Origin of the sequence: Arthrobacter yangruifuii, from assembly GCF_009192775.1 — a bacterium.
Classification (GTDB): domain Bacteria; phylum Actinomycetota; class Actinomycetes; order Actinomycetales; family Micrococcaceae; genus Arthrobacter_B; species Arthrobacter_B yangruifuii.
In genome coordinates, this window is sequence record NZ_VTFX01000001.1 from 976,367 (window position 1) to 989,225 (window position 12,859).

At 66.5% G+C, this 12,859-nt stretch carries 8 protein-coding genes; 7 read left to right on the top strand and 1 reads right to left on the bottom strand.

Going from position 1 to position 12,859, the window contains the following annotated elements; genetic code table 11:
- Positions 1–185 precede the first annotated feature (185 nt).
- The gene (gene glmM, locus GD627_RS04775) at positions 186–1,556 is read left to right on the top strand and encodes a phosphoglucosamine mutase (protein ID WP_152271518.1); all 1,371 of its coding nucleotides are present in this window, start codon (positions 186–188) and stop codon (positions 1,554–1,556) included.
- A gap of 60 nt (positions 1,557–1,616) precedes the next feature.
- On the opposite strand, the gene coaA is transcribed toward glmM, so the two are convergent.
- Positions 1,617–2,597, bottom strand: a complete 981-nt coding sequence (gene coaA / locus GD627_RS04780) for a type I pantothenate kinase (protein ID WP_146361136.1) — start codon at positions 2,595–2,597, stop codon at positions 1,617–1,619.
- Positions 2,598–2,719: 122 nt separating this feature from the next.
- On the opposite strand from coaA, the gene glmS reads away from it, so the two are divergent.
- The 6 genes from glmS to treZ all read left to right on the top strand — a co-directional run bounded on the left by glmS (position 2,720) and on the right by treZ (position 12,835).
- Positions 2,720–4,606 carry a glutamine--fructose-6-phosphate transaminase (isomerizing) gene (gene glmS / locus GD627_RS04785; RefSeq protein ID WP_152271520.1) on the top strand — a complete coding sequence of 629 codons (1,887 nt, stop codon included), beginning with the start codon at positions 2,720–2,722 and terminating at the stop codon, positions 4,604–4,606.
- A gap of 13 nt (positions 4,607–4,619) precedes the next feature.
- Positions 4,620–4,970 carry a holo-ACP synthase gene (locus GD627_RS04790; protein ID WP_146361140.1) on the top strand — a complete coding sequence of 117 codons (351 nt, stop codon included), beginning with the start codon at positions 4,620–4,622 and terminating at the stop codon, positions 4,968–4,970.
- Positions 4,971–4,980: 10 nt separating this feature from the next.
- Positions 4,981–6,513, top strand: a complete 1,533-nt coding sequence (locus tag GD627_RS04795; RefSeq protein ID WP_152271521.1) for an NAD(P)H-hydrate epimerase — start codon at positions 4,981–4,983, stop codon at positions 6,511–6,513.
- Between the two features lie 75 nt (positions 6,514–6,588).
- Entirely contained in the window at positions 6,589–8,769 is a 2,181-nt protein-coding gene (glgX, locus tag GD627_RS04800; protein WP_152271522.1) for a glycogen debranching protein GlgX, read from the top strand.
- Positions 8,766–11,096: a malto-oligosyltrehalose synthase gene (gene treY / locus GD627_RS04805; RefSeq protein ID WP_152271523.1), complete on the top strand. Its 2,331-nt coding sequence runs from the start codon at positions 8,766–8,768 to the stop codon at positions 11,094–11,096. The genes glgX and treY overlap by 4 nt, the downstream gene beginning before the upstream one ends.
- Positions 11,093–12,835, top strand: a complete 1,743-nt coding sequence (treZ, locus tag GD627_RS04810) for a malto-oligosyltrehalose trehalohydrolase (protein WP_152271524.1) — start codon at positions 11,093–11,095, stop codon at positions 12,833–12,835. The genes treY and treZ overlap by 4 nt, the downstream gene beginning before the upstream one ends.
- The last annotated feature ends 24 nt before the right edge of the window (positions 12,836–12,859 follow it).

Sequence of the window (12,859 nt, forward strand, 5' to 3'; positions counted from 1 at the left end):
TATCCGGAGGCCGGAGCCCAGGGGTGCGGGAGAGAAAGATCACCCGCACCCGGTAGGTATTTGGCCGCGCCAAGGGCGTATTGAATACTTCAGTTTCGGAGACAGAGCCGCACCGGTGGCAGAATGGGCCAGTAAGTTGCCCAGAGTTGCTCCCGCTGCGGCTACAAACTGCTTGAGGATACGTAATGACTAGATTGTTTGGAACGGACGGCGTCCGTGGGCTGGCCAACGGGCTGATCACCGCCGAAGTTGCCCTCGGACTCGCCCAGGCCGCTGCCGTGGTGCTCGGACACCGCCGCGTGGAGCCGGGCCGGCGTCCGGTGGCCGTAATTGCCCGGGACCCCCGGATCAGCGGTGACTTCATTTCCGCGGCCATGGAGGCCGGACTGGCCAGTTCGGGCATTGACGTCTTCGACGCCGGTGTCCTGCCCACCCCCGCCGCGGCCTACCTGGTTGCGGACCTGGGAGCCGATTTCGGCGTCGTCATTTCCGCTTCCCACAATGCCGCCCCCGACAACGGCATCAAGTTCCTGGCCCGCGGCGGCCAGAAGCTTGATGACGCCGTCGAGGATGCCATCGAAGCCGAAATGTCGCGTCCCAGCATGCGTCCCACCGGAGCGGAGGTGGGACGGATCCACCGCTTTGCGGATGCCGAAGACCGGTACGTCGTCCACCTGCTCCAGACCCTCCCCAACCGGATCGAAGGACTGAAGGTCGTCCTGGACTGCGCCCATGGAGCAGCCAGCGGCTGCTCTCCCCAGGTCTTCGCCGACGCCGGTGCCGAGGTAGTGGTCATCGGCGCCGAGCCGGACGGCATCAACATCAATGACGGGTATGGCTCCACCCACCTGGAGAACCTGCAGGCCGCGGTCGTGGCCCACGGTGCCGATCTGGGCATCGCCCACGACGGCGACGCGGACCGCTGCCTCGCCGTGGACCACGAGGGGACGGTGGTGGACGGCGACCAGATCATGGCAATCATGGCGGTGGCCATGAAGGATGCCGGCACGCTGAAGGACAATGCCCTGGTGGCCACCGTCATGAGCAACCTCGGCCTGAAGCTCGCCCTCCGTGACGCCGGTATCCAGGTCATTGAAACCGGGGTGGGGGACCGCTATGTGCTTGAGGGGATGCGCAGCGGGGGATACAGCCTCGGCGGTGAACAGTCCGGCCATGTGATCTTCTCCGAATACGCCACCACGGGCGACGGCGTGCTCACCGGACTGCAGCTCGCGGCACAGGTTGCCCGGACCGGGAAGAGCCTGAAGGAGCTTTCCGGAATCATGCAGAAGCTTCCGCAGGTGCTGATCAACGTCAAGGGCGTGGACAAGTCCGCCGTCGAGACCAACGAGGCTGTGCGCCTCGCCGTCGAACAGGCAGGACAGGCGCTGGGCGAAACCGGACGGGTCCTCCTGCGCCCCTCCGGCACGGAGCCAGTGGTCCGGGTCATGGTGGAGGCAGCGGATATGGAAACCGCTGCAGACACCGCGCGCCGTCTGGCCGAAACCGTCGAAACCCACCTGGCCCTCAACGCAGGTGCCGGCGCGGCGGTCTAACCCCCTCACCCGTTCCGCGTCCGCCGCGGGACGGGCCCGGGAGCCGGCCCGGCGCGCAGCTCAGGTCTTGCGCAGGAGCATCCGGCTCACGGAATGGTCTGCGTCCTTGGTCAGTACCAGCTGGGCGCGGCCCCTGGTCGGCAGGACATTGGTGATGAGGTTCGGCTCATTGATCCGTTTCCAGATATCCAGGGCCGTGGCCCGTGCCTCGTCATCGGTGAGGTCCGCGTACCGGTGGAAGTACGACGCCGGATCCGCGAAGGCCCCGGTGCGGAGCGACTGGAAACGCCGGACATACCATTCCTCGATGTACGAGGTCCGGGCGTCCACGTAAATGGAGAAGTCGAAGAAATCGCTCAGCGCCAGCCCGGACCGCCCGTCGGCGCGCGTCCTGGCCGGGGCGAGGACGTTCAGCCCTTCCACAATCAGCACGTCCGGACGCCGGACCACCACTTCCTCATCCGGGACAATGTCATAGGTCAGGTGGGAGTACTTCGGTGCCCGGACTTCTTCGGCTCCGCTTTTGACCTCGCTGACAAAGCGCAGCAGCCGGCGCCGGTCATAGGATTCGGGGAACCCCTTGCGCTGCATCAGCCCGCGGCGGGCCAGCTCCGCATTCGGGTAGAGGAAACCGTCGGTGGTGACGAGTTCAACATTGGGTGTGTCCGGCCAGCGGCGCAGCATCTCCCGCAGCACGCGGGCGGTGGTGGATTTGCCCACCGCCACGGATCCTGCCACCCCGATCACGAACGGGGTGCGGGTGGTCTTCTCGCCCAGGAACGTGGTGGTGGCACTATGCAGCCGGCCTGCGGCAGCAACGTACAGGTTCAGCAGCCGGGAGAGCGGCAGGTAGACCTCCCGGATCTCGTCCAGGTTCAGCTGCTCACCGAGTCCGCGCAGCCGCAGGATGTCCTCCTGGTTCAGCGGCGAACGGATCTCGTGTGACAACCGCGACCAGGTCCTGCGGTCCAGTTCGACGAAGGGAGTGAAACTGCTCTCGGACGGCTGGGCCGCGGAGGACTTGACATGGCGTTCGGTCACCTTAGGAATTCTGCCCTGAACAGCAGGCAAACCCAAACGGCGCGAACCTCCGGGCAACGGCTCGGCCGGCCCGCGGAACCCTGCTTTCGGCATCGGGTCCGCGGGCCGGTACGCTTAGTGCTATGTGTGGAATTATTGGATATGCAGGCCGCCCTGACGCCGTTCCAGGGATCGGTACAGGCGGGCACGGAGCCCTCGACGTCGTGATGGAAGGCCTCCGGCGGCTGGAATACCGTGGCTATGACTCCGCCGGCGTCGCCGTCCTCACGCCCCTGGGCATCGAGTACCGCAAGAAGTCCGGCAAGCTGGCAAACCTGGTGGCCGAACTGGCTGCTGCGCCGCTGACTCCTGCCACCACCGGCATCGGCCACACCCGGTGGGCCACGCACGGCGGCCCGACCGATGAGAATGCCCACCCGCACCTGGCGGACAACGGGCGCCTGGCCCTGATCCACAACGGCATCATCGAGAACTTCGCCGAACTCAAGGCCGCCCTGGTGGACGCCGGCACGGAGTTCGTCTCCGAAACCGACACAGAGGTGGCCGCAGCACTGCTGGCCTCCATCTACCGCGGCGAGGGCAATGCGGATCTGGCGAAGTCCATGCAGCTGGCCTGCCAGCAGCTCGAAGGCGCGTTCACGCTGCTCGCCGTCCACACCGATTCTCCCGGCACCGTTGTTGCCGCACGCCGCAACTCCCCGCTCGTCGTCGGACTGGGCGACGGCGAGAACTTCCTGGGCTCGGATGTTTCCGGCTTCATCGACTTCACCCGCCGCGCCGTCGAACTGGGGCAGGACCAGGTAGTCACGATCACCCCCGACTCCGTCGTCATCACCGATTTCTTCGGCGAACCGGCCGTAGGCACCGAGTTCCACGTCAACTGGGATGCCGCCGCCGCCGAAAAGGGCGGTTATGACTCCTTTATGGAGAAGGAAATCAACGACCAGCCGCAGGCAGTGGGGGACACCCTGTTGGGGCGGTCCGACGTTGACGGCCGCCTCACCCTGGACGAGCTGCGCGTCAGCCCGGAAGAGCTTCGGAACGTCAACAAGATCATGGTGCTGGCCTGCGGCACGTCCGCCTACGCCGGCCAGGTGGCCAAGTACGCCATAGAGCACTGGTGCCGGCTGCCGGTCGAGGTGGAGCTCAGCCACGAGTTCCGTTACCGCGATCCGATTGTCGATTCCAACACGCTGGTGGTGGCCATCTCCCAGTCGGGCGAAACCATGGACACCCTGATGGCGGTCCGGTACGCCAAGGAACAGGGCGCAAAGATCCTGGCCATCTGCAACACCAACGGCTCCACCATCCCGCGCGAAGCGGACGCTGTCCTGTACACGCACGCCGGACCGGAAATAGCCGTCGCCTCCACCAAGGCCTTCCTCGCGCAGATCACTGCCGCCTACCTGCTCGGCCTCTACCTCGCGCAGATCCGCGGCAACAAGTTCCAGGGTGAGATCAAGGACATCCTGGCGGACCTGGCGAAGGTTCCGGGCAAGATCCAGCAGGTGCTGGACAACTCCGGGCAGATCAGGGAACTGGCGCAGCTGATGAAGGACACCGGTTCGGTGCTGTTCCTCGGCCGCCACGTCGGCTTCCCGGTGGCCATGGAAGGTGCCCTGAAGCTGAAGGAACTCGCCTATATCCATGCCGAGGGATTCGCCGCAGGCGAGCTCAAGCACGGCCCCATCGCCCTGATCGAGGAGGGCCAGCCCGTGTTCGTGGTGGTCCCGTCCCCCCGCGGCCGGGATTCGCTGCACGCCAAGGTGGTTTCCAACATCCAGGAAATCCGTGCCCGCGGTGCCAAGACGATCGTGATTGCCGAAGAGGGCGACGACGCCGTGAAGGCCTACGCCGAGCACATTTTCTACGTGCCGGAAACCCCGACCCTGCTGGCCCCGCTGCTCACGACGGTGCCGCTGCAGATCTTTGCCTGCGAGCTGGCGACGGCCAAGGGATTCGACGTCGACCAGCCGCGCAACCTGGCCAAGTCCGTCACGGTGGAATAAGGAGCGTTATTCGGTGATCATTGGAATTGGCGTCGACGTTGTGGACGTGCCGCGCTTTGGCCGTCAGCTGGAGCGCACCCCCGGGCTTCGTGCCCGGCTGTTCGCCCCCGCGGAACGGGAACTGAACCTGCGTTCCCTCGCAGCGCGCTTCGCCGCGAAGGAAGCCGTCGCCAAGGCCCTGGGCGCCCCGGCCGGCATGAACTGGCAGCACTGCCAGGTTGTGCTGGATTCAGCCGGAGCGCCGCTGCTGCAGATCGACGGAACCGTAGCCGCCGTGGCGGAGGGCAAAGGCGTGCAGACCTGGCACCTGTCCCTGAGCCACGACGGCGACATGGCAACTGCAATGGTCATCGCCGAAGGCTAGGACTGAACGCATGATTCGTGCGTACACCGGAACCGCGGTCCGCCGGGCCGAAGCACCGCTGCTGGCCGCAGGCCGGGGCGGGGAACTGATGCAGCGTGCGGCCTACGGGCTGTACGCTGCCGCCGCCGCCGGACTGGCTGAACGCCGCGTCCGGATCTACGGTTCGAGCGTCACCGTGCTGGCCGGCAGCGGCAACAACGGCGGCGACGCACTGTATGCCGCCGCCCGGCTTGCCCGGCGCGGAGCAGCAACCACAGCGGTGCTCACCTCCGCCGCAGCGCATCCCGCTGCGCTGGCGGACTTCCGGGCACAGGGCGGGAAGACCCTGGTCCTCACCGACTCCAACGCGGCAGCAACCGCCGCCGCGGTCCTGGCGGCCGACGCCGTGCTCGACGGCGTCCTGGGCACCGGCGGCAGCGGTGGACTGCGCGGTCCTGTCCGGGTATGTGCCGAGGCGCTGAACTCGGCCCGGCTGCAGGGGAAGGCCCCGCTGGTTGTGGCCTGCGACCTGCCCAGCGGAGTGGACGCCGATTCCGGCCGGGTTGACGGAACCTGCCTGTCCGCGGACCTCACGGTGACCTTCGGGGCCGTCAAGACGGGGCTGCTCGCCGGACCCGGTGCAGCGGCGGCCGGGACTATCCACTGCATCGACATCGGGCTTGGCCCGTACCTAGGAACCCCGGACGCTTACCGGCTGCAGGCCGAAGACCTGGCCGGGCTCCTGCCGGTTCCCGCACCCTCGGACCACAAATACAGCCGTGGCGTCCTCGGGATTGCCGCCGGCTCGGAGACCTACCCCGGAGCAGCGCTGATGGCGACGGGAGCCGCCCTCGCCACCGGCGTCGGCATGCTCCGCTATCTGGGACCGGCCGCCGTGGCCCGGCTGATCAACCTGGCGCACCCTGAAGCCGTCTGCAGCCCGGGCGAGGTGGGGGACGTCCACGTCCAGGCCTGGGTTGCCGGACCCGGTGCCGGCAATGACGGTGACCAGCTCCGCCGGGCCCGGGATGCCATGGCCTCCGGGCTGCCGGCCGTGATCGACGCCGACGCGGTCGGCGCCGTCGCACCCGGCCTGCACCCGGCTGTCATCCTGACCCCGCACGCCGGTGAACTCACGGCGCTGCTGCGGTCCCTCGGGGAAGAGGTTGAGCGCCCGGAGATCGAAGCCGATCCGATCCGTTACGCCCGCCTGGCAGCCGCACGCACCGGTGCCACCGTCCTGCTCAAGGGGTGGGCCACTGTGGCCGCCGCTCCCACCGGCGAACTGTACAGCCAGGCCGAGGCCACGCCGTGGCTCGCGACGGCGGGAAGCGGTGACACGCTCTCCGGCATCCTGGGTGCGCTGCTCGCGACGGATCGGACGCCGGAAGATGAGCGCCAGCCGGGGCACTATGCGCTCCTGGCGGCGGCTGCCGCCCACCTGCACGGCCGTGCAGGAGCGCTGGAAGCTGCCGGTGGACCGGTCCAGCCGTCGCTGCTGGGGCCCCGGATCCGTTCGCTGGTGGCGGATGCCGCCAAGCGGACGCCGGGCAAAATCAAGTAAGCTCCAAGTCTTGGGGTAAAAAGTAAGTAGACATATCAATTACGTGTTGTCAGGGAACTAGTTCAGGAGCACTACATGGAAGTTTGGCCGGGAGATGCCTATCCGCTGGGGGCTACCTATGACGGAAACGGCACCAACTTTGCCCTCTACAGTGAGGTGGCGGATTCCGTAACCCTGTGCCTGTTCGATGAGGACGGGACGGAGAGCCGGGTCCGGCTGACCGAGGTGGATGGGTATGTCTGGCACTGCTACCTGCCGCAGGTGATGCCGGGGCAGAAGTACGGTTACCGCGTGGACGGACCGAACGATCCGGAGAACGGCAACCGGTGCAACCCGAACAAGCTGCTGCTGGACCCCTACGCCAAGGCCGTTGCCGGCGAGATCGACTGGGACCAGGCGCTGTTCGGCTACAACTTCGGCGACGAACACTCACGCAATGACGAGGACTCCGCCCCGCACATGATGATGGGCGTCGTCATCAACCCGTTCTTCGACTGGGATGGTGACCGGAAGCCGAAGATCCCGTACCACCAGACCGTGATCTACGAGGCGCACGTCAAGGGCCTCACCGAAACGCACCCCGACGTGCCCGAGGACCAGCGCGGCACCTATGCCGGCGTTGCCCATCCTTCCGTGATCGCACACCTGCAGAAGCTCGGGATCACCGCGATCGAACTGATGCCCGTGCACCAGTTCGTCAACGACTCCACCCTGCAGGAAAAGGGGCTGTCGAACTACTGGGGCTACAACACCATCGGCTTCTTCGCCCCGCACAACACCTACAGCGCCACCGGCGACCAGGGCCAGCAGGTCCAGGAGTTCAAGGCCATGGTCCGTGCGCTGCACCTGGCCGGCATCGAAGTCATCCTCGACGTGGTCTACAACCACACGGCCGAGGGCAACCACATGGGTCCCACGCTTTCCTTCCGGGGCATCGACAACGCGTCCTACTACCGGCTGGTGGAGGACGACAAGAAGTACTACATGGACTACACCGGTACCGGCAACTCCCTCAACGTGGGCAACCCGCACTCGCTGCAGCTCCTCATGGATTCGCTGCGTTACTGGGTCACCGAAATGCACGTTGACGGCTTCCGCTTTGACCTGGCCTCGACACTGGCCCGCGAGTTCTACGACGTCGACCGCCTTTCCGCCTTCTTCGAACTGGTGCAGCAGGACCCGGTAGTTTCCCAGGTCAAGCTGATCGCCGAGCCGTGGGACGTTGGTCCCGGCGGCTACCAGGTGGGCAACTTCCCCCCGCAGTGGACCGAATGGAACGGCAAGTACCGGGACACCGTCCGCGATTTCTGGCGCGGAGAACCCTCCACGCTGGGCGAGTTCGCGTCCCGCATCACCGGCTCCGCGGACCTGTACGAGTCCTCGGCACGCCGCCCCGTGGCGTCCATCAACTTCGTTACCGCCCATGACGGCTTCACGCTGCATGACCTCGTGGCCTACAACGAAAAGCACAACGAGGCCAACGGCGAAGACAACAACGACGGCGAGTCCCACAACCGGTCCTGGAACTGCGGCGTCGAGGGCCCCACGGATGATCCCTCGGTCCTGTCGCTGCGGGCACGCCAGCAGCGCAACTTCATTGCCACCCTGCTCCTTTCGCAGGGCGTGCCGATGATCGCCCACGGCGATGAGCTGGGCCGGACGCAGCAGGGTAACAACAACACCTATGCCCAGGACTCCGAGCTGAGCTGGATCAACTGGGAGACCATGGATGCGCCGCTCCTGGAATTCACCGCAGCGGTCAACACCCTGCGCGCCGAGCACCCCACGTTCCGCCGCCGCCGCTTCTTCGACGGCCGTCCGGTCCGACGGGGCGAGGGCGAGGCACTGCCGGACATCGTCTGGCTGAACGAGGACGGCTCCACCATGTCCCCGGATGACTGGGACACCCCGGTCAGCCGTTCGCTGGGCGTGTTCCTGAACGGCCAGGGCATTTCGGGCAAGGACGCACGTGGGCAGCGCATCACGGACCTGAACTTCCTGCTGTACTTCAACGCGCACGACGAAGCAGTGAAGATCACCCTTCCGGCCAAGGAATACGCCCCGATGTGGGACACGGTCATCGACACCGCCGGTGAATACGCGGACTCCGAGCCGGTTGCCGCTGACGGACAGATGACCGTGGCTGCCAAGTCGATGGTGGTCCTGCGGGCACACGCAGAGGAAGAGGAGCACGACCACTCCGTGGCGGCGTCACTCGCTGCCATGGCAGCGCAGAACACAGAGGCTGCTGAATGAGGACACCGCTCTCCACGTACCGCCTCCAGATCCGTCCGTCCTTCACCCTGTTCGACGCCGCGGAACTGGTGCCGTACCTCGCTGACCTTGGGGTGGACTGGGTCTACCTCTCACCCATCCTCACGGCGGAAGAGGGCTCGGACCATGGCTACGACGTCACCGATCCCTCCAGCGTCGACCCGGCACGCGGCGGAGCGGAGGGGCTAAAAGCCCTCTCCGATGCCGCCCACGCGGCGGGCCTGGGCGTGCTGGTGGACATTGTGCCCAACCACATGGGCATCGCCACGCCGCACCGGAACAAGTGGTGGTGGTCCGTGCTGGCCGAGGGCCGCGGCTCAAGGTACGCCGAAGCCTTCGACATTGACTGGGACGCCGCAGACGGAAAACTTCGCCTGCCCGTCCTGGGCGACGGCGCCCACGAGCTTGACCAGCTCAAGCTGGCGGACGGCGAACTCCACTACTACGACAACCGTTATCCAATCGCCGAAGGCACCGCCTCCGAAGGGGACAGTGCGCAGGACGTGCATGCACGCCAGCACTATGAACTGGTGAACTGGCGCCGCGCCGACAGCGAGCTGAACTACCGCCGGTTCTTCGGGGTCAACACTTTGGCCGGCATCCGGGTCGAAGAGCCCTGGGTCTTTGACGAGGCCCATGCCGAGGTAAAGCGCTGGTTCGAGGAAGGCCTTGTGGACGGCCTGCGGATCGACCATCCGGACGGTCTCGCCGATCCCAAGGGATACCTGGCCCGGCTGCGGGAAATCACCGGGGGCGCGTACATCCTGGTGGAAAAAATCCTGGAACCCGGCGAGAAACTCCCCGCGGACTGGGAAACCGAAGGCACCACCGGATACGACGCGCTGGCCGACGTCGACCGGCTCTTTGTGGACCCGGCCGGCGAGGAACAGCTCACCGCCCTGGTGCCCACGGAACCGTACACGGACATGATCCACGGCACCAAGCGGGTCATTGCAGACCACCTGCTGAACTCAGAGGTGCAGCGCCTCGTGCGCCTGCTGCCGGCGGACTCCGGTCTGGAACCGGCAACCGCGGCGGATGCACTGGCCGAGCTGCTGGCCTGCTTCCCGGTGTACCGCAGTTACCTTCCCGAGGGTGCCGGGTACCTGACCGACGCCGTGATTGCGGCCAAGGTCCACCGCCCGGATCTCGCTGCCGCGCTGGATCGCCTGCAGGGGCTGCTGAACCCGCTGGCAGACGGAGAAACCGAGGTTTCCCTTTCCCGCTTGGGCGAGCTCGCAGTCCGTTTCCAGCAGACCTCCGGCATGGTGATGGCCAAGGGCGTCGAGGACACGGCCTTCTACCGTTACTCCCGCCTGACGTCCCTGAACGAGGTGGGCGCCGACCCGGCGCACTTCTCGGTAGCGCCGTTTGACATGCACACGCGCCTGATCCGCCGGCAGCTGGAACAGCCGGCAGCCATGACGGCACTAACCACGCATGACACCAAGCGCAGCGAGGACACCCGCGCGCGGATCTCCGTACTCGCGGAAATCCCGGTGGAGTGGAGCGAGGCGTTCACGCGCCTTGACGCCCTGGCTCCGATGAATGACGGGTCGATGGCGAACCTGCTCTGGCAGACCTTCGTCGGGGCCTGGCCGCTGAGCCGGGAACGTGCACACGCCTACGCCGAAAAGGCCTCCCGCGAAGCCTCCAGCAGCACCACCTGGACGGCTCCCAACGCCGAATTCGAAGAGCGGATGCATGCAGCCATTGATGCGGCGTTCGACAATCCGGACGTCAACGCAGTGATCACCGCACTGGTGGAACGGATCCGGACAGCCGGGTACAGCAATTCACTCTCGGCCAAGCTCCTGCAGCTGACGATGCCCGGCGTGCCGGACGTGTATCAGGGCACGGAATTCTGGGACCGCTCGCTCGTGGACCCGGACAACCGCCGCGAGGTCGACTTTGCCCGCAGGAGCCAGGCTGCGGCGTCGTTCGCCGACGCCGGTGCCCCCGCCGTGGACGAGGACGCCGCCGCGAAGCTGCTGGTCACCACCCGCGCCCTGCAGCTCAAGCGCGGCCGGCCCGAGCTGTTCACGGGATACGTTCCGGTAGCCGTGGAAGGATCCGCAGCTGAACACCTCTTCGGGTTTGACCGCGGCGGCGCGGTAACGCTGGTGACCCGTCTTCCGCTGGGGCTTGAGCGCGACGGCGGATGGCAGGACACCGCTGTTGTCCTGGCGCCCGGCACCTACCGGGACGTCATTACCGGGGCAACGCACGAAAGCCGCGGCCGCCTGGCGGCTGCCGACGTGTTCGGCACCTATCCGGTGGCGCTGCTGGTTCGGGAGGACGGCAAATGAGGACCAACTTTGACGTGTGGGCCCCCAAGGCCGGCACCGTAACGCTGCTGGCCGACGGCCGGCACCTGTCCATGACCCGGGGCGAAAACGGCTGGTGGCATGTCCAGCACGCCGAACTCACCGAGGACATTGACTACGGCTACCTCATTGACGGCGCCGAGACGCCGGTACCGGACCCCCGGTCCCGGCGCCAGCCCCAGGGCGTGCACGCACTGTCGCGCACATTCGACCCGGATCTGTACCAGTGGCATGACTCCGGCTGGGTTTCCCCGGGGCTCGACGGCAGTGCGATCTACGAAATGCACGTAGGCACCTTCACTCCCGAAGGAACCCTGGACGCAGCGATCGGCCGGCTGGACTATCTGGTGGACCTGGGTGTCCGCTATGTAGAACTGCTGCCGGTCAACGCGTTCAACGGAACCCACAACTGGGGCTATGACGGTGTGCTCTGGTACGCCGTGCAGGAAACCTACGGCGGGCCCGAGGCCTATCAGCGGTTCGTCGACGCGGCCCACCAGGCCGGCCTCGGCGTCATCCAGGACGTCGTCTACAACCACCTGGGCCCCAGCGGCAACTACCTCCCGATGTTCGGCCCCTACCTCACCGAGGGAAAGTCGAACACCTGGGGGGACTCGGTCAACCTGGACGGTCCGCTCTCCGACGTCGTCCGCGAGTACATCGTGGACAACGTCCTGATGTGGTTCCGCGACTACCACGTGGACGGGCTGCGGCTGGACGCCGTGCACGCCCTGCACGACGAACGGGCTGTCCACATCCTCGAAGAGATGGCTGCCGCGACGGATGACTGCGCCGAAGCCCTGGGCAAGCCGCTGTTCCTCATTGCTGAGTCGGACCTGAACAACCCCCGCCTCATCACCGGGCGCAAGGTCAACGGCTACGGTCTTGCCGGCCAGTGGTCCGATGACTTCCACCATGCCGCCCACACCAACCTCACCGGTGAAAACGGCGGCTACTACGAGGACTTCGACTCGATTGCCGCGCTGGCGAAGGTGCTGCAGGAAGGGTTCTTCCACAACGGGACGTTCTCGACCTTCCGGGAACGCAGCCACGGCCGTCCGCTGGACAAGGACGTGGTGACCGCACGCCAGCTGGTCACCGCCATCCAGAACCATGACCAGATCGGCAACCGGGCCGCCGGCGACCGGCTCAGCGCGAGCCTGGGGTACGATCAGCTCGCCCTCGGCGCAGTGCTGAGCCTGGCCTCGCCGTTCACCCCCATGCTGTTCATGGGGGAGGAATTCGGGGCATCCACACCCTGGCAGTTCTTCACGTCCCATCCCGAACCGGAGCTGGGGAAAGCCACCGCAGAGGGCCGTCTGAAGGAGTTCGAACGGATGGGCTGGGATCCGGACACGGTTCCCAATCCGCAGGATCCGAGCACCTTCACCAACTCGAAACTGGACTGGTCCGAGGTGGAAGAGGGAGACCACGGGCGGCTCCTGGAGCTGTACCGCAGGCTCCTGGCGCTGCGCCGGGAAACCCCCGACCTGATGGATCCGGACCTGCGCAACGTCCGGGTGGACTATGACGAAGTGGGACGCTGGCTGGTGATGCAGCGCGGATCCACCGCGGTGGCCCTGAACTTCGCCGACACCCCGCGTGAAGTGCCGGTTCCGTTGGGAACGCAGGCCCGCGTGCTGCTGGAAACCTCACCGGTGGAGCTCTACGGCGATGCCGTGCAGCTGCCCGCCTACGGGGCGGCCATCCTGGCCGGATAACAGCACCGCATCCTCCGCCGCAGC

Excerpts from the sequence above, each read along its gene's own strand:
- GD627_RS04795 (WP_152271521.1), top strand. The coding sequence starts at position 4,981 with ATGATTCGTGCGTACACCGGAACCGCGGTCCGCCGGGCCGAAGCACCG.
- glgX (WP_152271522.1), top strand. The coding sequence starts at position 6,589 with ATGGAAGTTTGGCCGGGAGATGCCTATCCGCTGGGGGCTACCTATGAC.
- glmS (WP_152271520.1), top strand. The coding sequence starts at position 2,720 with ATGTGTGGAATTATTGGATATGCAGGCCGCCCTGACGCCGTTCCAGGG.
- glmM (WP_152271518.1), top strand. The coding sequence starts at position 186 with ATGACTAGATTGTTTGGAACGGACGGCGTCCGTGGGCTGGCCAACGGG.
- treY (WP_152271523.1), top strand. The coding sequence starts at position 8,766 with ATGAGGACACCGCTCTCCACGTACCGCCTCCAGATCCGTCCGTCCTTC.
- treZ (WP_152271524.1), top strand. The coding sequence starts at position 11,093 with ATGAGGACCAACTTTGACGTGTGGGCCCCCAAGGCCGGCACCGTAACG.